The 21,536-nt window shown below is 40.7% G+C and carries 18 protein-coding genes and 1 pseudogene; all 19 read left to right on the top strand.

All coding sequences use genetic code 11. The features are described from left to right. Positions 1-134: 134 nt before the first annotated feature. The gene (hrcA, locus tag DXB52_RS10275; RefSeq protein WP_117499410.1) at positions 135-1,184 is read left to right on the top strand and encodes a heat-inducible transcriptional repressor HrcA; all 1,050 of its coding nucleotides are present in this window, start codon (positions 135-137) and stop codon (positions 1,182-1,184) included. Positions 1,185-1,211: 27 nt separating this feature from the next. Then, positions 1,212-1,865, top strand: a complete 654-nt coding sequence (gene grpE, locus DXB52_RS10270) for a nucleotide exchange factor GrpE (protein WP_117499419.1) — start codon at positions 1,212-1,214, stop codon at positions 1,863-1,865. 48 nt (positions 1,866-1,913) lie between these two features. Next, positions 1,914-3,785, top strand: a complete 1,872-nt coding sequence (gene dnaK / locus DXB52_RS10265; RefSeq protein ID WP_055172842.1) for a molecular chaperone DnaK — start codon at positions 1,914-1,916, stop codon at positions 3,783-3,785. Positions 3,786-3,934: 149 nt separating this feature from the next. Beyond that, a complete protein-coding gene (gene dnaJ / locus DXB52_RS10260; RefSeq protein ID WP_015528715.1) occupies positions 3,935-5,143 on the top strand; it encodes a molecular chaperone DnaJ in 1,209 nt (402 codons plus the stop codon). A 311-nt stretch (positions 5,144-5,454) separates the two neighbouring features. Further along, on the top strand, positions 5,455-6,195 hold the full coding sequence (gene recO, locus DXB52_RS10255; protein ID WP_226871233.1) for a DNA repair protein RecO: 741 nt from the start codon (positions 5,455-5,457) through the stop codon (positions 6,193-6,195). 190 nt (positions 6,196-6,385) lie between these two features. Beyond that, complete coding sequence (locus tag DXB52_RS10250; protein ID WP_270370263.1) at positions 6,386-6,913, top strand: V4R domain-containing protein; 528 nt, start codon at positions 6,386-6,388, stop codon at positions 6,911-6,913. Positions 6,914-6,917: 4 nt separating this feature from the next. Further along, positions 6,918-7,790, top strand: coding sequence for a sensor domain-containing diguanylate cyclase (locus tag DXB52_RS10245; protein WP_117542125.1), 873 nt, complete (start codon positions 6,918-6,920; stop codon positions 7,788-7,790). Positions 7,791-7,937: 147 nt separating this feature from the next. After that, a complete protein-coding gene (locus DXB52_RS10240) occupies positions 7,938-9,338 on the top strand; it encodes a glycine--tRNA ligase (protein ID WP_117824861.1) in 1,401 nt (466 codons plus the stop codon). 154 nt (positions 9,339-9,492) lie between these two features. Next, positions 9,493-10,893 carry an aminopeptidase gene (locus DXB52_RS10235; protein ID WP_118107224.1) on the top strand — a complete coding sequence of 467 codons (1,401 nt, stop codon included), beginning with the start codon at positions 9,493-9,495 and terminating at the stop codon, positions 10,891-10,893. A 316-nt stretch (positions 10,894-11,209) separates the two neighbouring features. After that, positions 11,210-13,839 (top strand): annotated as a pseudogene (ppdK, locus tag DXB52_RS10230) (pyruvate, phosphate dikinase). Positions 13,840-14,281: 442 nt separating this feature from the next. Further along, positions 14,282-14,767, top strand: coding sequence for an RNA polymerase sigma factor (locus DXB52_RS10225; RefSeq protein ID WP_118107222.1), 486 nt, complete (start codon positions 14,282-14,284; stop codon positions 14,765-14,767). Further along, a complete protein-coding gene (locus tag DXB52_RS10220; protein WP_118107220.1) occupies positions 14,764-16,209 on the top strand; it encodes a DUF4367 domain-containing protein in 1,446 nt (481 codons plus the stop codon). The genes DXB52_RS10225 and DXB52_RS10220 overlap by 4 nt, the downstream gene beginning before the upstream one ends. Positions 16,210-16,224: 15 nt before the next feature. Beyond that, a complete protein-coding gene (locus DXB52_RS10215; RefSeq protein WP_118107218.1) occupies positions 16,225-16,950 on the top strand; it encodes a hypothetical protein in 726 nt (241 codons plus the stop codon). Positions 16,951-17,032: 82 nt separating this feature from the next. Continuing rightward, positions 17,033-17,857 (top strand): hypothetical protein, encoded by an 825-nt coding sequence (locus DXB52_RS10210; RefSeq protein WP_118107215.1) that lies wholly within the window; start codon positions 17,033-17,035, stop codon positions 17,855-17,857. After that, positions 17,847-18,620, top strand: coding sequence for a hypothetical protein (locus DXB52_RS10205; RefSeq protein ID WP_015528141.1), 774 nt, complete (start codon positions 17,847-17,849; stop codon positions 18,618-18,620). Before DXB52_RS10210 ends, DXB52_RS10205 begins: the two co-directional genes overlap by 11 nt. A gap of 11 nt (positions 18,621-18,631) precedes the next feature. Next, complete coding sequence (locus tag DXB52_RS10200; RefSeq protein ID WP_118107213.1) at positions 18,632-19,441, top strand: hypothetical protein; 810 nt, start codon at positions 18,632-18,634, stop codon at positions 19,439-19,441. 16 nt (positions 19,442-19,457) lie between these two features. After that, positions 19,458-20,099, top strand: a complete 642-nt coding sequence (locus DXB52_RS10195; protein WP_117826140.1) for an ABC transporter ATP-binding protein — start codon at positions 19,458-19,460, stop codon at positions 20,097-20,099. A gap of 8 nt (positions 20,100-20,107) precedes the next feature. Then, positions 20,108-20,656 carry a hypothetical protein gene (locus DXB52_RS10190; protein ID WP_118107212.1) on the top strand — a complete coding sequence of 183 codons (549 nt, stop codon included), beginning with the start codon at positions 20,108-20,110 and terminating at the stop codon, positions 20,654-20,656. An 85-nt stretch (positions 20,657-20,741) separates the two neighbouring features. After that, a complete protein-coding gene (locus DXB52_RS10185; protein WP_118107210.1) occupies positions 20,742-21,533 on the top strand; it encodes a hypothetical protein in 792 nt (263 codons plus the stop codon). Positions 21,534-21,536 lie beyond the last annotated feature (3 nt).

Genomic DNA, 21,536 nt, shown 5'->3' with positions numbered 1-21,536 from the left:
AAAAACTTATAAAAATAACAATCAGTGTTGACAAACAGAAATCGAGGTGCTATCTTAGTATCTGTAAGGTGTTAGCACTCAAAAACAAAGAGTGCTAATAACAAACAAAGATGAGAAGAAAGGGGAACACAGAGATGTCTGTAGAAGCTGAATTAAGTGAAAGAAAACTTACGATATTGAAAGCCATCATACAGAATTATCTGGAGACTGGCGAACCGGTCGGATCACGAACCCTTTCAAAATACACAGATTTGAAATTAAGTTCCGCAACGATAAGGAATGAGATGGCAGATCTGGAAGACCTTGGTTACATCTTCCAGCCGCATACATCAGCAGGAAGAATTCCATCAGATAAGGGATATCGCTTTTATGTAGATCTTCTGATGGAGAACAAGGAGCAGGAGATCAGCAGACGAGAGGATGCACTTCTCGAGAAGACAGATAAGGTCGAGAAAGTACTCCAACAGGCAGCAAAGGTTCTTGCTTCTAACACCAATTATGCGACGATGGTTTCCGCACCGGTCAACAGCAGGAACACATTGAAGTTTATTCAGCTGTCACAGGTGGATGAAGAACAGATTGTAGCAGTTATCGTACTTGGTGGTAATGTGATCAAGAATAAGATCATCGAAGTTGGAGAAACCTTAAGTAATGAGAATCTGTTGAAGCTGAACATGCTTCTGAATACGACACTGAATGGATTATCTATTGATCAGATCACATTAGGTCTGATCGCAAGATTAAAAGAACAGGCCGGTATCCACAGTGAGGTTGTTGGTCATGTGCTTGACGCAGTGGCAGAGATTATTCATGTCGATAATGATATGGAGATCTACACAAGCGGCGCAACGAATATTTTTAAATATCCGGAGCTTAGTGATAAGCAGAGTGCACAGGAGATCATCAGTGCATTCGAAGAGAAACAGCAGTTAGCTGATCTGGTGACAGAGACGTTGGCAAGTGAGGAGAACAACGGCATACAGGTTTACATCGGAGATGAAACTCCGGTTAAGACTATGAAAGACTGCAGTGTTGTTACCGCCACTTATGAACTGGGAGAAGGCATGAAAGGAACGATTGGAATCATCGGTCCGAAGAGAATGGATTATGAACATGTCATGAAGACGCTGAAGACTTTACAATGTGAGTTGGATGCGATTTATAATAAAGAACCAAAAGAATAGGAAGGTAGAAAGCTGGTGACAGAGAACATGAGCAAAGAAGATATGGTAAAAGAAGCTGTTGAAGAGGCGAAAGCAAAGGCTGCGAAAGAGCAGGCAGAAGCTGAAGAGACAGTAGAAACAGAAGATGCCCAGGAAGTTGAGACTGAAGCGAAAGAAGCGACAGAGGAAGCAACTGAGACTGAAGGAGATTCAGAAGCAGCATCAGAAGGTAAGAAAAAGTTCTTCGGAAAGAAAGAGAAGAAGGACAAGAAAGACGAGAAGATCGAGGAACTCACAGACCGCGTTACTCGTCAGATGGCAGAGTTTGATAACTTCCGCAAGAGATCTGAGAAGGAGAAATCCCAGATGTACGAGATCGGAGCGAAAGATATCATAGAAAAGATTCTTCCGGTTGTGGATAACTTCGAGCGTGGACTTGGTTCCGTACCGGAGGAGGAGAAGAATGCTCCGTTCGTAGAAGGAATGGAGAAGATCTACAAACAGCTTATGACTACACTGGAATCCGTTGGAGTAAAACCAATTGAGGCAGTTGGTCAGGAATTCAATCCGGATTTCCACAACGCAGTAATGCATGTGGAAGATGATGAGCTCGGTGAGAACATCATCGCAGAAGAATTCCAGAAAGGTTACATGTACCGTGAAAGTGTTGTGAGACACAGCATGGTAAAAGTAGCAAACTAATTTGATTTTTAACAAGATTCAGAGATTAGATAGAGGAGGAAATTTATCATGGGAAAAATTATTGGTATTGACCTTGGTACAACAAACAGCTGTGTTGCCGTTATGGAAGGTGGACAGCCAACAGTTATCGCGAATACAGAAGGCGCAAGAACAACACCGTCTGTTGTAGCATTTACAAAGACAGGAGAGCGTCTTGTAGGTGAGCCTGCAAAACGTCAGGCTGTAACAAACGCAGCAAGAACAATCTCATCCATCAAAAGAGAGATGGGAACAGATTATAAAGTAGATATTGACGATAAGAAATATTCTCCACAGGAGATTTCTGCAATGATCCTTCAGAAACTGAAAGCAGATGCAGAAGGATACCTTGGTGAGAAAGTAACAGAAGCTGTTATCACAGTTCCGGCTTACTTCAACGATGCTCAGCGTCAGGCTACAAAAGATGCAGGTAAGATCGCAGGACTTGATGTAAAACGTATCATCAACGAGCCTACAGCAGCTGCACTTGCTTATGGTCTTGACAACGAGAAAGAGCAGAAGATCATGGTTTACGACCTTGGTGGTGGTACATTCGATGTATCCGTTATCGAGATCGGTGATGGAGTTATCGAAGTACTTTCAACAGCCGGTAACAACAGACTTGGTGGAGATGACTTCGACCAGAAGATCACAGATTACATGCTTGCAGACTTCAAGGCAAAAGAAGGCGTAGATCTTTCTACAGATAAGATGGCTCTTCAGAGATTAAGAGAAGCTGCAGAGAAAGCAAAGAAAGAGCTTTCAAGTGCAACAACAACAAATATCAACCTTCCGTTCATCACAGCAACAGCTGAAGGACCGAAGCATTTCGATATGAACCTTACAAGAGCTAAATTCGACGAGCTGACAAGAGACCTCGTAGAAAAGACTCAGGAACCGGTAAGACGTGCACTTTCTGACGCAGGAATCACAGCTTCCGAGCTTGGACAGGTACTTCTCGTTGGTGGATCAACACGTATTCCGGCTGTTCAGGAAGAAGTTAAGAGACTGACAGGCAAAGAGCCTAGCAAATCCCTTAACCCAGATGAGTGTGTAGCACTTGGTGCTTCCGTACAGGGTGGTAAACTTGCAGGAGATGCAGGCGCAGGAGATATCCTTCTTCTTGATGTAACTCCACTGTCACTGTCTATCGAGACAATGGGTGGTGTAGCTACAAGACTGATTGAGAGAAATACAACAATCCCGACAAAGAAGAGCCAGATCTTCTCAACAGCAGCAGATAACCAGACAGCTGTAGACATCAACGTTGTACAGGGTGAGAGACAGTTCGCAAGAGACAACAAGTCCCTCGGACAGTTCAGACTTGATGGAATCCCGCCGGCTCCACGTGGAATCCCGCAGATCGAAGTTACATTCGATATCGATGCAAATGGTATCGTAAATGTATCTGCTAAGGATCTTGGAACAGGTAAAGAGCAGCATATTACAATCACAGCAGGTTCTAATATGTCTGATGACGATATCGATAAAGCCGTAAAAGAAGCAGCTGAATTCGAGGCTCAGGATAAGAAACGTAAAGAAGCAATCGATACAAGAAACGAAGCAGACGCTATGGTATTCCAGACAGAGAAGGCAATCAAAGAGGTTGGCGACAAAGTCGATGCTACAGAGAAGGCAGCTGTAGAGGCTGACGTTCAGGCACTGAAAGATATCCTTGCAAAATCTGCTCCGGAGAACACAACAGAAGAACAGGTAGCAGAGATCAAAGCTGCTAAGGAAAAACTGATGGAGAGCGCACAGAAACTGTTCACAAAGATGTATGAGCAGGCAGGTGCTGCAGCAGGTGCAGGTGCACAGGCTGGTCCTACACCAGAAGCTGGTCCGGCTCCGGATGGTTTCCAGGGTGATGATGTTGTAGACGGAGATTACAAAGAAGTCTAAAATATAGAAAAGATGCCGGTAAGACAGAAGAAAAACAGGCAGCAGGGCATCAGATAAATGAAGCATGAAGAGAAATTCTACGGAGCTTTGTAGCTTCGTAGAATTTCTTGAGGTTAAGAAAGAGATACAGAAAGGTTAGTATTTGTGTTATGGCAGAGGCAAAGAGAGATTATTATGAGGTGCTCGGCGTAAGCAAAGATGCAGATGATGCTACAATCAAGAAAGCATACCGCCAGCTTGCGAAGAAGTACCATCCAGATATGAATCCAGGGGATAAAGAAGCAGAAATAAAGTTCAAAGAGGCTTCCGAAGCCTATGCCGTTCTGAGTGACGCTGACAAACGTCGTCAGTACGATCAGTTCGGCCACGCTGCATTTGATGGCGGTGCCGGCGGCGGAGCAGGTGGATTCGGCGGCGGATTTAACTTCAATGGAGCAGATTTCAGCGACATTTTCGGAGATATCTTCGGAGATATGTTCGGTGGCTCCAGAAGAGGCGGCGCAAGCAACGGTCCTATGAAAGGGGCTAATATCAGAAAGAGTATCCGCATCACATTTGAGGAAGCTGTCTTCGGATGCGAGAAAGAACTGGATCTTGTGCTGAAAGATCCTTGCGAAGACTGTCACGGCACAGGTGCAAAGCCTGGAACATCACCGGAGACATGTCCAAAGTGCGGTGGTAAAGGTCAGGTCGTATATACATCCCAGTCCTTCTTTGGAACCGTACAGAATGTACAGACGTGTCCTAACTGTGGTGGTTCCGGTAAGATCGTGAAAGAGAAATGTCCGAAATGTGCAGGTACAGGATATACATCCAGCAGAAAGAAGATTAAAGTTACGATTCCGGCAGGTATTGATAACGGACAGAGCGTACGCATCCGTGAAAAAGGAGAACCGGGAGTTAATGGCGGACCGAGAGGAGATCTCCTCGTTGAGGTTAACGTATCCAGACACCCAATCTTCCAGAGACAGGATATGCATATCTTCTCAACCGTTGCGATTTCTTTCGCAGTGGCTACACTCGGTGGCGATGTGAAGATTCCAACCGTAGACGGAGACGTTCTCTACACAGTAAAACCGGGAACAAAGACAGATACAAAAGTACGTCTGAAAGGAAAGGGAGTTCCATCCCTTAGAAATACTCAGGTAAGAGGAGATCATTATGTAACATTAGTGATCCAGACACCGGAGAGATTAAGCGCAGAGGCGAAAGAGGCTCTGAGAAAATTCGATGAGCTTAGTGGAAATACACTTCATCAGCATGATGACCTTGCTACAAAATCTGAGAAATCAGAGAAAAAAGGCAAGAAAAAAGGATTCATGGATAAGATGAAAGAAGCCTTTGAAGATAAAGAATAAAAAGAATGATGAGAGCGGTAGCTGCTGACTGAGAGGTTGGTGGCTGCCGCTTTTTAGCATATCTAGCGACGTAAGTCGCTAATACGCTGAAGAATATGATATGGGAATAATTGAAAAGCAGATTCAGGGAATCAAGGAAAACTCATATCCAAAAAAAATCCCCCCTAGGACATCTCCTTGTATTTACACGCGAAATCGGATATATTAGAAGATATTGGAAATGCGTTGCACGAAGCATCCGCAGGCATCGTAGTTGTGGGTTTTGTCTCCAACATTTTTACAAATATAGCAGAAAGAAGGTGAATTTCATCGTGAATCAGATCGTTTTGACAGGAATGGTGCTTTCTGTCGCACCGGTGGGCGAGTACGACCGCAGAGTTGTCATACTTACAAAAGAACAGGGGAAGATCTCAGCCTTTGCAAAGGGATCAAGAAGACCGAACAGTCCATTGGTGGGAGCGGTGAATCCATTTACTTTCGGTGAATTCACGATGTATGAAGGTCGTTCTTCCTACACAATTCAGTCTGTAAATGTATCCAATTATTTTTCGGAATTGAGAGCAGATGTGGTAGGCGCATATTATGGCTTTTATTTCCTTGAGGTTGCGAATTACTATGCGAGGGAACGGAATGATGAGCGGGAACTTTTAAAATTACTTTATCAGACGATGCGTGCGCTGACAAATCCACATCTTCCGAATCAGTTGATCCGTTACATTTTCGAGTTGAAAGTGCTGACAATCAACGGACAAGGACCGCAGGTGTTCCAGTGTGTACAGTGTGGCGACCGGACGAGGCCGGCAGTGTTCAGCGCGGCGAAGGGCGGACTTGTGTGTAATGAATGTGACGGAGAAGTGAGAGACGGAATGTTTCTTGACGGTTCTACGCTGTATACGATGCAGTATATTGAATCCAGTACAATTGAGAAATTATATACATTTAACGTGAAGCCGGAAGTGCTGGAGAAGTTTGGACGCGTGATGGGACGGTTGATGAAGATGTATGTAGATAAGGAGTTCAAGTCTCTGGAGATACTGCAGACATTGCTGTGATATTTGGGGTATTATTTAAAAATTCTCAACAACATTTAAGACATTATGCAATTGTTGAATCATGAAAAAAATCATGCTATACTACGGTTATATCACCTGTTACATGACAGTGTGAAACGAGCGTATTTTGTTGTAAATGTAATAGTAGCAGAGGAAAGAAAAGAGAAAAATGATGGACGAGAACATTTTTATGAAGGAAAAAAAACCGATTTCTTTCGAAGACTACCTTGAATATGATGAGAACAGCAGGGGGAATCTTGGAGGAGAACTCCCTGTGATTGTATATCGGTTATTGGAATATTCTATAAAGGATGAGCTTGCGGTACGTTACGGAAGAGCGAAGCAGGTTGAGATTTTCCGGAATGCGGGAAGGAAAGCGGGAGAATTTTTTGCACGTAAGATGCTGAATCTGAATCAGCCGCTGGATCAGTTTGTGGGCGAACTCCAGAAGAAGATGGCAGAAATGAAGATTGGAGTACTCCGTATTGAATCAGTAGACGAGGAGAGCGGGCAGATCATTCTGACCGTCTCGGAAGATGCGGACTGTTCGGGGCTTCCGGTGCTTGGGGAGACTGTCTGCAATTATGATGAAGGATTTATTTCCGGAATTTTATCTTTATACTCTGGAAAGGAATATGTAGCAGTGGAAACGGACTGCTGGGCTACAGGAGGACGTGTCTGCCGTTTTCAGGCAGATGTAAGAGAAGGTGATATTTAGAGTTATGGAAGAGAAAAACTGTGAGATATTATTTGAATATCTGAGGGATATTATATATGATTCCGAGAATGCAAAGTTGGATCTTGAACAGCTGGATCCACCTTTTTGGAAACTTGGAAAAGGTCTTCAATATCTGGATAAAGCGGTGAAAGAGATGAAGCGTTATTCGGCGGAGATTTCAAAGGGAAATTTGTCAATTGAAGCACCGGGGCGAGATAATTTCCTCTGTGAGAATCTGAAGAATATCCATGCGAATCTGAACCATCTCACCTGGCAGGCAAAGCAGGTGGCGAAAGGGGATTATTCTCAGAGTGTTTCTTATCTGGGAGAATTTTCAGAAGCATTTAATACAATGACAAAGCAGTTGAAAGAACGAGAAGAGGAACTTGAAGAAGAGGCTTACAGAGACAAACTTACAGGGATTGGAAATCGTCATCTGTTCCATGAACGGGCGGAGACGATGCTTGCTACAGGCGAGAAGATAGTCTTCTGTTATTGTGATCTTGATCATTTAAAATATGTGAATGATCATTTCGGACATCAGGAAGGGGATCGTTACTTGCTGTATTTCGTTGAGACGGTGAAGGAAAATATCCGGCCGGGAGATCTGTTCGTGCGTCTTGGCGGTGATGAGTTCTGTGTTGTGCTTTTGAACTGTTCGCAAGAGACCATGCAGGAAAAGTTTAGAAATATACATGAAGCGTTTCGTCGGGAAGGTGCTGGTGATTATCCGAAGAGTTTCAGTTATGGTATTATAGAACTCCCTGAAAGACATGATATTGTTTCTACAGATGAGATTCTGCAAAGAGCAGATGAAGTTATGTATGAATATAAGCGGAAACATAAAGAGAAGTACCTAAAACAGCTTGAAAAATAAGGCATTAGTCGTTATAATAGGAAACATTGATGTACAAAGGGGAATATCTTTAAAGAAAGATGTGAATAACTTCTGTGAAAAGATCAACCGGAGTGCATAAGTTATGTAAATAATGTAAATGATAAAAAAGAATGTGAGGAACATACAATGGTTGAAAAGACAATGGACAAGATCGTAGCACTTGCAAAGTCAAGAGGATTCGTATATCCGGGTTCTGAGATCTACGGCGGACTTGCCAACACATGGGATTATGGTAATCTTGGTGTTGAACTTAAGAATAATGTGAAGAGAGCATGGTGGAAGAAGTTCATTCAGGAGAATCCATACAATGTTGGAGTTGACTGTGCAATCCTTATGAACCCACAGACATGGATTGCTTCCGGACATCTCGGAGGATTCAGTGATCCGCTGATGGACTGTAAGCAGTGTCATGAGCGTTTCCGTGCAGATAAGATTATTGAAGATTATGCAGCAGAGAATGGAATCGAGCTTGAGAGCTCTGTAGACGGATGGACACAGGAGCAGATGGCAGCATTTATCGAGGATAATAACATTCCATGTCCGACTTGTGGAAAGCATGATTTTACAGATATCCGTCAGTTCAACCTGATGTTCAAGACATTCCAGGGTGTTACAGAGGATGCGAAGAACACAGTATACCTTCGTCCTGAGACAGCACAGGGTATCTTTGTAAACTTCAAGAATGTACAGCGTACATCCAGAAAGAAACTTCCATTCGGTATCGGACAGATCGGTAAGTCTTTCCGTAACGAGATCACACCGGGTAACTTTACATTCCGTACAAGAGAGTTCGAGCAGATGGAGCTTGAGTTCTTCTGCAAACCGGACACAGACCTTGAGTGGTTTGATTACTGGAAGAGCTTCTGCCTGAACTGGCTGTCATCTCTTGGACTGAAAGATGAGGAAGTACGTTACCGTGACCATGATCAGGAAGAGCTTTCCTTCTACAGTAAGGCTACTACAGACGTTGAGTTCCTTTTCCCATTCGGATGGGGTGAGCTGTGGGGAATCGCTGACCGTACGGATTATGACCTGACTCAGCATCAGAATGTATCCGGACAGGATATGACATACTTTGATGATGAGACAAAGGAGAAATACATTCCATACGTTATCGAGCCATCACTTGGTGCTGACCGTGTTGTACTTGCATTCCTTTGCAGTGCATATGATGAGGAGAATATCGGAACAGAAGAGAAACCGGATATGAGAACTGTACTTCATTTCCATCCGGCACTTGCTCCGGTTAAGATCGGTGTGCTCCCACTTTCCAAGAAACTGAACGAAGGCGCAGAGAAAGTATTTGCAGAGTTATCCAAGTACTACAACTGTGAGTTCGATGATCGTGGAAATATCGGAAAACGTTACCGTCGTCAGGACGAGATCGGTACTCCGTTCTGTGTAACATATGACTTCGATTCTGAGGAAGACGGAGCTGTTACAGTACGTGACCGTGATACAATGGAACAGGAAAGAGTTAAGATTGAAGATCTGAAAGCATACTTCGAGAAGAAATTCGAGTGGTAAGATAAATGAGAAGAGCCCGGACTGTAGTTCACAGGTAAGTTTGTGGATTCAGCTTGGGCTGTTTCTTTATAGATTTTTTGAAATAGCATGGAAGATAGAACGTTGCTGGTCGCACATCGTGTGAACAGTAACGATAGAACAGGAGGAGAATGACATGGACAGAAAAAATGCATGGACAACTTACAGTAGGGAAGAGTTGGACAGATTAGAACAGGTGAATACAGAATACAAGAGCTGTCTCGATGCCGGAAAGACAGAGCGCGAGTGTGTTACATTGGCAGTTGAAAAGGCAAAAGCAGAGGGATATAAGGATATCAGAGATGTCATTAAAAACGGTGGAGAAGTGAAAGCCGGAGATAAACTGTATGCAGTATGTATGAACAAAACAATTGCGCTGTTTCATATGGGTACAAAACCGTTGACAGAAGGTATGAATATTCTTGGAGCTCATATTGATTCTCCACGCATTGACGTAAAACAGAATCCATTGTATGAGAATGAAGAGTTTGCTTATCTTGATACACATTATTATGGTGGAATCAAGAAATATCAGTGGGTGACACTTCCACTTGCACTTCATGGAGTGATCGCAAAGAAAGATGGCACAACTGTTCAGGTGAGCATCGGTGAGAAAGAAGATGATCCGGTCTTTGTTATCACAGATCTGTTGATCCATCTCGCATCGAAACAGATGGAGAAAAAGGCTGCAACGGTTGTGGAAGGGGAAAAACTTGACCTTCTGATCGGAAGCCGTCCGATTGAGCAGGATGAGACATTAGAAGAGAAAGAAAAAGAGGCTGTAAAAGCAAATGTAATCAATCTTTTGAAACAATATTATGACATGGAAGAAGAAGATTTTCTCTCAGCAGAGCTTGAAATTGTTCCGGCAGGAAAGGCTCGTGACTGTGGATTGGATCGCAGTATGGTGCTTGCTTACGGACAAGATGATCGTGTGTGTGCATTCACATCCCTCTTTGCAATGCTCGATGTGGAAGAAGTAGAGCACACAGCATGCTGTATTCTTGTAGATAAAGAGGAAATCGGAAGTGTTGGCGCGACCGGAATGCATTCTCGTTTCTTTGAAAATACAGTTGCAGAACTTGTGGCACTGACAGAAGGGGAGTCTGACCTGAAAGTCAGAAGAGCGCTGATGAATTCCAGAATGCTTTCTTCTGATGTGAGCGCAGCTTATGATCCGATGTATGCTGAAGTATTCGAAAAACGCAGTTCTGCATTCTTTGGAAAAGGACTTGTATTCAACAAGTTTACAGGTGCTCGCGGAAAGAGCGGTTCTAATGACGCGAATGCAGAATATCTTGCAAAGATCAGAAATGCAATGGATGCACAGAGCGTTGCATACCAGTTTGCTGAACTTGGAAAGGTTGACGCCGGCGGTGGTGGAACAATTGCTTATATTATGGCAAATTATGGCATGGAAGTCATCGACAGCGGTGTCGCAGTGTTGAGTATGCATGCACCGTGGGAAGTGACAAGCAAGGCAGATGTATATGAAGCTTATAAGGGGTATAAAGCATTTATTGAAGAAATGAGATAAATGTCGAAAATTGTATATTAATCACAAAAAATAGTTGTTTCCAAGTTCTTATAAAGCTTGGACAACTATTTTTTTTGTGCATGTTGTACATTGTATGAGGATTTATGCAAATATGCAAAATGACAGCATAATAGACAATGTGTTTACAAATCCTGAAGAATAGGTTAACCCGTATGAAAAGTATACAAAAAGTATTTGTAAAAATTGTATATAATTACGGACAAAAGACTTGACTCATAAGTATAAAACCATTAAAATATTATATGCGAAATAAAATTATTTTATTTGTAAAAATTATTTTAGGAGGTCATTGATCATGGCAAAATGGGTTTATATGTTCACTGAAGGTAACGCAGATATGAGAAACCTTCTCGGTGGAAAAGGCGCAAACCTGGCAGAGATGACAAATCTGGGTCTTCCTGTACCACAGGGATTCACTGTAACAACAGAGGCTTGTACACAGTATTATGAGGATGGCAGACAGATCAACGATGAGATTATGGCTCAGATCATGGAAGCTATCGATAAGATGGAAGGAATTACAGGTAAGAAATTCGGAGATAAAGAGAACCCGCTTCTCGTTTCCGTACGTTCAGGAGCTAGAGCTTCTATGCCTGGTATGATGGATACAATTCTTAACCTTGGACTTAACGAAGAGGTTGTTGAAACACTGGCAAATGCTTCAGGCAACCCACGTTGGGCTTGGGACTGCTACAGAAGATTCATCCAGATGTTCTCTGATGTAGTTATGGAAGTTGGTAAGAAATACTTCGAAGAACTGATCGACAAGATGAAAGAAGAGAAGGGTGTTAAACTTGACGTAGAGCTTGACGCTGATGATCTTAAGAAACTTGCAGAGCAGTTCAAAGCTGAGTACAAAGAGAAGATCGGTGAGGACTTCCCTACAGATCCTAAGGTTCAGCTTATGGAAGCTGTTAAGGCTGTATTCCGTTCATGGGATAACCCGAGAGCTAACGTATACCGCCGTGACAATGACATCCCTTATTCATGGGGAACAGCTGTTAACGTTCAGATGATGGCATTTGGTAACATGGGAGATGACTGTGGTACAGGTGTTGCATTTACACGTGACCCAGCTACAGGAGAGAACGGTCTGTTCGGAGAGTTCCTGACAAACGCTCAGGGCGAGGACGTTGTTGCCGGTGTTCGTACACCAATGCACATTTCCGAGATGGAGCAGAAGTTCCCAGAAGCATTCAAACAGTTTAAAGAAGTTTGCAACACTCTGGAGACACACTACAGAGATATGCAGGACATGGAGTTCACTGTAGAGCACGGTAAACTGTACATGCTTCAGACACGTAATGGTAAGAGAACAGCTCAGGCTGCTCTTAAGATCGCTTGTGATCTTGTAGATGAAGGAATGAGAACAGAGGAAGAGGCTGTTGCAATGATCGATCCTCGTAACCTCGATACTCTGCTTCACCCACAGTTCGATGCTGCAGCACTGAAAGCTGCTACACCAATGGCTAAAGCACTTGGAGCATCTCCAGGAGCTGCTTGTGGTAAAGTCGTATTCACAGCTGATGACGCTGTAGAGTGGGCTGCAAGAGGAGAGAAAGTTATCCTTGTTCGTCTTGAGACATCACCAGAAGATATCACAGGTATGAAGTCTGCTCAGGGTGTCCTGACAGTTCGTGGTGGTATGACATCTCACGCAGCTGTAGTTGCTCGTGGAATGGGAACATGCTGCGTATCTGGTTGTGGTGACATCACAATGGACGAAGCAAATAAGAAATTTACACTTGGTGGAAAAGAATTCCACGAGGGAGATTCAATCTCACTTGATGGATCCACAGGTGCTATCTATGACGGAATCATCCCGACTGTAGACGCTACAATCGCCGGTGAGTTCGGAAGAATCATGGGATGGGCTGACAAGTACAGAACTATGAAAGTTCGTACAAACGCTGATACACCGGCTGACGCTAAGAAAGCTCGTGAGCTTGGTGCAGAAGGTATCGGACTTTGCCGTACAGAGCATATGTCTTCGAAGGCAACAGAATCGACGCATTCCGTGAGATGATCTGTGCAGAGACAGTTGAAGAAAGAGAAGCAGCACTTGCTAAGATTCTTCCAGAGCAGCAGGGAGACTTCGAGAAACTTTACGAAGCTCTTGAAGGTAACCCGGTTACAATTCGTTTCCTTGACCCACCGCTTCATGAGTTCGTTCCTACAGAGGAAGAGGACATCAAGAAACTGGCTGACGCTCAGGGTAAAACAGTTGATCAGATCAAAGCTATTATCGACAGCCTGCACGAGTTCAACCCAATGATGGGACACCGTGGATGCCGTCTTGCAGTTACATATCCAGAGATTGCTAAGATGCAGACAAGCGCTGTTATCCGTGCAGCAATCAATGTAAAGAAAGCTCATCCGGATTGGAACGTTAAACCAGAGATCATGATCCCACTTGTTGGAGATATCAAAGAGCTCAAATACGTTAAGAAATTCGTTGTAGAGACAGCTGACGCTGAGATCGCAGCAGCTGGAAGCGACCTTGAGTACGAGGTTGGTACAATGATCGAGATCCCAAGAGCTGCTCTTACAGCTGACGATATCGCAAAAGAAGCTGACTTCTTCTGCTTCGGAACAAACGACCTTACACAGATGACATACGGATTCTCCCGTGATGACGCTGGTAAGTTCCTCGATGCTTATTATGATGCTAAGATCTTCGAGAACGATCCATTTGCAAAACTGGATCAGGTTGGAGTTGGCAAGCTCATGAAGATGGCTATCGAACTCGGAAAACCGGTTAACCCAAGCCTGCATGTAGGTATCTGTGGAGAGCACGGTGGAGATCCAAGCTCTGTAGAGTTCTGCGACAGCATTGGACTTGACTATGTATCTTGCTCACCATTCCGTGTACCGATCGCTCGTCTTGCAGCAGCACAGGCTGCAATTGCTAAGAAGAACGCTTAATTATAGTTGTTAGTAGATTATACATAGAAGCTTCTTTGGAAGTACACTGACAAGTGAATTATAAAAAATAGAATCTCCCCTCATATCTGATGGAATCAATTAGATCCCATTCAGTGTGAGGGGAGATTTTTTAATATATAAGGAAAGTCCTTTCCTAATATATTAAAAACGCTCCGCTTAGGATGCGCACTGCAGCATACAAGGTAGGTGTCGCAAGCGACCGCCGCAGGCGCAAGAATGTGCCGAGGCACATTCTTTGTTAACTTTATATTGGGAAAATGTTATCCAAGAAATTTCTTTTACACGAAAGAGGTACAATCTATGAGATAATATAAAGAAAATTGCAAAAAAAAATATTTTTTTAAAATTAAGGGGATATTTTCATTTTAAATCCGTCTAATCTATGTAAATAAAATCTGGCTGGCAAAAAGGGGGTAACAAATTGACGAAGGAGGCACTTGGAGAATTGATTCTTTCATCAGAGCGACAATTGTATGCAACAGCAAGAACAATTTTGTCAGATGACCAGGATTGTGCTGATGCAATACAAGAATCGATTGTGAAAGCATTTTCTAAAATAGATACACTAAAAAAAGATCGCTATGCAAAGACCTGGTTGATGCGGATATTAATCAATGAATGTTATAACATTGCAAGGCGCATCAACGTCAATGAACCTTTGGATGAAGGATATGCAGAAAATATGAAGCAACCTAAGGAGAATCGAGATTACAGTGAATTGTATAGAGCTGTAAATGAACTGAAAGAAGAACTGCGGATTCCGGTGATCCTTTATTATATGGAGGAGTTCAATATAAGAGAGATTGCTCAGATCCTTGAGATATCCGAAGGCGCTGTACAAAAGAGACTTGTAAGGGCGCGGAAAACGCTGAAAAAGAAGATTCAATTGGAGGAGATTTTTATATGAGATTAGACGAATTAAAAAACGACTTTCCAGATATTCCGGACTTTGTTCACGATATGATTCAGGAAGAAGTAGAAAAGCAAGTAAATTCATCAAACATTACACCAATGCAGACAAAAAGCAAGTTAAACCGAAGTATAAGCAGGGTAGCGGCTGCGGCAGCTGTGTGCATTATTGCAACATCAACCGTTGCTTATGCAGGAACAAAGCTTTATCATATGTACCTTGAAAAACAGGGAAACTACGGTACTTTAACCACCATAAAATCAGATGAGAATTCTGAAGACGTAAAACTTCCAGAAGAGATTCATGAAATCTCTGTTACATCAAACTATATTCCAGAAGGAATGGAGTGGATCGCCGAAGGGTATAAGTTAGGCTATAAAGATACACTTGATACAGCAGGGATAACCGTTGATACTGTTTTGATGGATGAGAAGAGTCTGGATAAATCATTGTTGGATAGAAATGTTATAGAAAGTGAAAATCATGTTTTCGGATCCTATGATGGAATTTATCTCAAATACAATACAATAAATGGAGAAAACTCATTTGATCAAAGAATTTATCTTCTGTGTCCAGAAGAATATCGTGTTTTGATACTCTATATTGGAAATACAATTTCAAAAGAAGAAGCATATAAATTTGCTGAAAATCTTGTGATTACAGAAGAGGATGAAATGATCAAAACTGCTGACATGATTACCTGGAGTGATATTATTGAACCGACAGTCTATGCAGATAAAATAGATGTAACAAATGGCCAGCTGTCGGTTCGTCAAATTGGAGAAGCTTTTAATTTAGATTCTTATGCTGAAGATAATAACGGAAATAACATTACTACAGATAAGGTGACAGCTTGTGTAGATAAAGTACAGATCGCAGATAATTTACAGCTTTTAGACAGTGATAAAATTCCGAAAGCCTGGAAGACGGCAGTTGATGCAAACGGAAAACTGGTACAGAATCATTTATCATATATAAAAAAAGGTGATGGTGTAAATAATCTGGATTCAGTTGTAAGAGAAGAAAACATGGATCAGAAATTACTGTTTTTGACTGTCACATACACAAATATATCAGAGGAAGAACTCAATCATATGCTCTATCTAGGCACGCTGATTGCTCTTTCGAAACAGAATGATGGCACGTATACTATTTACATGCCTGGTACAGAAGCTGGTGAGGATTATGATTATTATATAAGTGACAGTGTTGCCAAAACAGCTGAAATGACTTATTCCAGCGTACAAGATGACTATGGTAATGGGAAGAATTATATTCCATCGTTAAAGCCTGGTGAGAGTGTTCAAGTCAATATGGCATGGATTGTTAATGAAAAAGATATTAAGAATTTATATTTGAATCTGAATGGAACAGGAGGATGTTATGAAATAACTGAAAACATGTGTCATACAGGAGTTGTTTATGTTGGGAATGAATGACGGAAGGAGATATTTGTGAAGAAGAAAATAATAACTTGTGCGGGTGTTTCTTTTGTCATTATATTCGTGTTACTATCTGTTAATTTCTTACAAAGCGGAACAGGTAGCATAAGTAAAGAGAATATAGAAAAAGAAAATGAATTTAAAAAAAGTCTTGATGTGATAGCCCAAGAAGAGGAGCCAGATGAAGTATCTAAAGAATTTGCAAACAAACTCGGAGTCGATGAAAAAAATATAGTTTCAACAGGAAACGCGATAAAAAGCACATATTATAGTTTCACAGTTTTATCATGGACAAAAGGAAAGGAGTATCCGGGGTATGCACTTCCGGAAGGGAAAAATCTTGCAGATTATCCGGGAGCAGTGTTAGATGAACAAGGAAATATTACAAATGATTTTTCTTACGTTGTAGTCAATCTTTCTGTAAAAAATCAAAGTAGTAAAACGCTAGAAAACGATCTTATCTGGGGATATATACGCCTGAGGTTTCTTTCGGCACCATCAAAGTACAGTGACTATATAGGCGAAGTAACTTATTTGGGGGAGGAAAAACCGCGAATATTGAATCATAATTATTATGCTGAAACTTTTGCACCAGAGGAAGAAAAAGTAATGCCGATGATTTTTGTTGTAAATGATGCATTGTTAGACTCAGAAGCAATGTATTTGGAAATTAATCCGACCGGAGCTGTCATTGATAATCCAGATTACGATATCCGGCGCTATATTGTACTGAATTGATGACGTAAAGGTGGTCTTTCCAACAAAATAGCATCCCCTTTCTCTTCCCTTTGAAAATATAATTTAAGAAAGAGGGAAAAGCATGAAACAGATTTTTAAGACAGAGATGAAACGGGCAATGAGCGGAAAGGGGATGGTATTATCCATGCTGATAGGAACTGTGCTTGGAATTGCACATGTAATCCGGGAAATAATCCCCGCATATCGAGCTAATCTGACGAATTTCTATAACGAATTCCCAATTCTGTCGCCACATAGTGCAGCAGAAACATGGATGGCCGGAAGTCCGTCAAATTTGGAAGGGTTTATATTCTTCTTAATTCTACCTATCCTTGCAAGCCTTCCATTTGGAACTTCTTATTTTGAGGACTGCAAAGAAGGTGTAATAAAAAATATTTATATGAGAACAAAGAGAGAAGATTATCTCAAAGCAAAATATGCTGCTGCTTTTCTGAGCGGGGGAATTGCAGTTCTTGTTCCATTGATTTTTAATTTAATGTGCAGTCTGGTTCTTCTGCCAAACTTAGCACCGCTTTCAACAATGGGAGATAATATACTTACACCGTTGATGCTGTTTTATAAGATTTTCTTTACGCATCCTATGATATATACAACGTTTTTTCTGGTACTTCAATTTTTGATGGCAGGAATTTGGGCTTGTGTTTGTTTGTCTGTAAGTTTTTTGTCAGATTATAAAATTGTTGTATTGATCTTTCCGTTTTTTGTACAGCTGATTCTGCATGTTATCTGTACAATTACAAATCATATTGACTATTCCAGTGTATATTGGGTTCAGCCGGGACATGGAATCGTCGCATGGTGGATTCCAGTGGTTTCAATGGGGGTTGGAATTCCAGTAACGTTCTTTGTATTTATGAAAAAAGGAGCGAAGGAAGATGTATTCTAAATCAAAACAGACATTTTATCATGTGAGAGATTCTTTGATGAAACATAGATGGCTTCTGACAGCTGAACTGATTTGGATGATAGTTTGTTCTTTTTGGACAGTGTCCGAGCAGAAGAAGATGTATCAGTTTTATCATCTTTCGGCCAGTACGATAGATTATGTTATTGCACAGCAGGGGGCACTTTACAGTGGATTGACCATATTTCCGTTTGTACTTTTTTTCGTAATCAAATGTAAACAGGACAGCTTGAACATTCAATATATCTTACGGTATCAATCGAGAAAAAGAATGTTTCAGCAACAACTGAAGGAGAGTCTGGTATATGCTGCGGGAATTTCTTTTATAATTATCCTAATGGCTACATTTACTGGCTGGATTTTTAGCAGAAATCTGATCAATTGGGATACTATGGAAAGCGTTTATTTTGGGCAGACAGGAAACGTTGTAAAGTCCAATTTTTTATCTGTAGCTGTTGTTATCTGGTTGATGTATGTTTTAAAATTAATGTTACTTTTTACAATTGTAGATCTATCCTTGTGGTATCCAAAGACCCTGTTTTTCGTTTGGATTGTTCTTTTAATTCCACTTGGAATAGAAGCACTTCACTACGGAAAGATCTATTTTAGTCTGTTCGCAGTATGGCAGACATCATGGAATACGCCTGGTAAGTGGTTAGGAATTATTCAGATTGGAATTGTCGTTTCCTTCATCGAGAAACTGATAGGGGAAAAGATGATTGAGCGGAGAGATATCTGGAGATAGGAGATGAGGCCATGTGGAAAGTTGACTTGAAAATATTTTTTAAAGAAAGTTGGAAAAAGTATGGCTTTGTACTTTTGCTGGTTCTCGTGCAGTGTGTAGGTTTTCGTAATCTGATCCAACAATATAATACTGTGAATGGACAGGAGTGGAAACTTCACTTTTGGGATTATGTAATCTGCTTTTTTCAGGGGACAGTTCCTTATGCACAATCGGAAGGAAAAGAGACTTTTAATATTCCACCGTACTGGTCTTTGTATTTGATATATTTTGTTTTATTGATTGGAAAACTGACAGGACAATTCTCAAAAAAATACGAACAGCAAATGCTCTTACGTCTGAAAAACAGAAAACAGTGGTGGATGGAAATTCATTTGAAAATTTGGCTGGAATGTATGGGATATCTGGCAGTGACAGCAATAGCATTTCTTGTTTTTTCTTTTTGTACGAAGAGTGCTGTAGAAGGGATAAATTTAGAGTTACTAAAGGATTATCTGGGATTGGAAATCAACAAAAATAATTTCCGTATTTTTTCAATGGTTCTTGTATTTTTTGTGGCATTGTTGGCACTTACTTATATTCAGTATATTGTATCATTAGCAATCAATGCAGTAACTGGAATTTTGGTTTCTATTGTTATTTTAATTTCCAGTGTATATCAGATCCATCCGTTTTTAATAGGAAATTATTTTATGTGTATACGTCAGATGATGTTTGCTATGGATGATGTTGGATTTCTGACACAAGGAGCAGTTAGTGTAGGAATTATTTTCTTTATGGCTGTAATTGGGTATCAAATTTTAAAAAGAAAAGATCTGTTTTAAAGAAAGAAGGGGAAATATGTATCTTGAACTTACAGATATCAGTAAAAAAATTGGAGCAGATGAGGTCCTCAGTGGAATTACACTTTCTATGGAAAGAGGAAAGGTTTATGGACTGCAAGGGAAAAACGGTTGTGGAAAATCTATGCTTATGCGAGTGATCTGTGGATTAGTACTTCCAACTGTGGGGGAAGTAAAGATTGATGGAAAAATTCTTGGAAAAGAGTTTTCATTTCCTCCAAGTGTGGGCGTGTTTATTGAAAAACCAGGATTTTTGGATTCTTACAGTGGATTTCAAAATCTAATGATGCTTGCGTCAATTAAAGGACAAATCAGTGGGGCAGAGGTGAAAGATGTTATAAAGAGAGTGGGGCTACAGGATGTAATGTACAAAAAATATCGGAAATATTCTCTTGGAATGAAACAGAAACTAGGGATTGCAGCTGCAATCATGGAAAAACCAGAACTGATTATCTTAGATGAACCTTCGAATGCATTAGATGAAAAGAGCGAAGAAATATTATGGCAGATTGTCGGTGAAGAAAAGGAACGAGGAGCATTAATTCTTATATCCTGTCATACAACGGAGACTTTAGAAAAAGTTTCAGATGAAATTTTTAGAATGGATATGGGACAAATAAAAGAGCATATGACAGTATAGGTGAGTGTATGAGAAAAAAGATCATCATTATGACGGCAATTGTATTATTTGGTGGATTTATAGCCGGGTATCGAAATATAAATCAAAAATATCCGGCAAGAAAAGTTGAGACAGCAGAAAAGGGAGAATCTCTTGAATTTTTGGATGGAGTTAAAATTTCAGCGAATGGAATAAAATGGCTGTCCACAGAAGAACAGGAAGCAATTTATGAGAATAGTGGGATAGATACGAGTAAAGTGAATTATGATACAAAAATAACAGAAGTGAGTGTATGTCTGAAGAACACAACGGAGGAAGAAAAAGAAGTGCCAATCACTTATCTGTCGTTAGAGACAACAGGCGTTGGAACAGCAAGCTCACAGGAACTTCTAATGGGAAATTCAGAACATTACGGTTCTATGGTAGAAAAATTAGAACCAGGAGAAGAGAAAGTAGTTATGTATCCGTATGAAATATGTTCCATATGGTTTCATAAAAAAGACTGGAAGAATATAGAGATGAGAAGTTTTTGGATGACATTTGCTTCGTATCCTGATAAAATTGTTTTATATTTATAAATGAGGAACAAGTTAAAGAATGCCGAAACCGTTCCTCGAAAACAGCAAAAATGCACAGCAAGTCAATGGAGTGAGGAGAAACTTAATGAAGAGAAAAATAATATATGTCTTATGCATTTTAGGTGTGCTTTTGGTGTTATTAGGACTGAAAAAAAGAAATGACACAATGTATTCTTCGGGGGTATACCATCTTAACAGAAGCGGGATTGTAGAATCTATAGAGAATAACAATATAGTTGTTCGTTTGGATAAATTGAATGAACAAGATGAGGATTTTAAAAATGTCGATACACTGCAGTTAGATTGTAGAAATTGTGGTTATGAATTAGAAAATTTAAAGGAAGGTACAAAAATTATATTTTACTATTTCCCATATAATGCGGACGTTCGACCACTTAAAGTCGAAAATATCTATGTGATAAATGAAAAAGAATCTAATATTGATTTGACGGAGAAAGCCGGACAATTATTTAATTCCTATCGAGATAAAACAGATGAGTCTATTTATGCAAGAGGTAAATCTGGTGGCGTTATTACTACAAAGGATATTGAACAAGCTACTGAATTCTACATTTTAGCAGGGTATGAACAGTCAGACGCTGAAGATAAGGCAGTAGAATATATGTTACAACGCGATGCGACTTATCAAAGAGCCATTGCAGCGGGATATTCTGTGTCTGATGATGAAATCAATGATTATTTAGATGATTTAAAAGTTACAATAAATGATTCGATTAATAGTGAGGAGGCTCAGGCTCTTATAAGTCAATTTGGTTCGGAAGAAGGATATTGGCAGCATGAATTTGAAGTTTATAAGATAAATTTACCAATTGAAAAATATTTAGAATCATTAAAACAAGAAATATTTGAAGAATAGTAT

The organism is Ruminococcus sp. OM04-4AA (assembly GCF_003462585.1).
In the GTDB taxonomy this organism is placed as follows: domain Bacteria; phylum Bacillota; class Clostridia; order Lachnospirales; family Lachnospiraceae; genus Mediterraneibacter; species Mediterraneibacter faecis.
The sequence above is the reverse complement of the archived record's forward strand: the minus strand, read 5'-3'. Positions and strand labels throughout refer to the sequence as shown.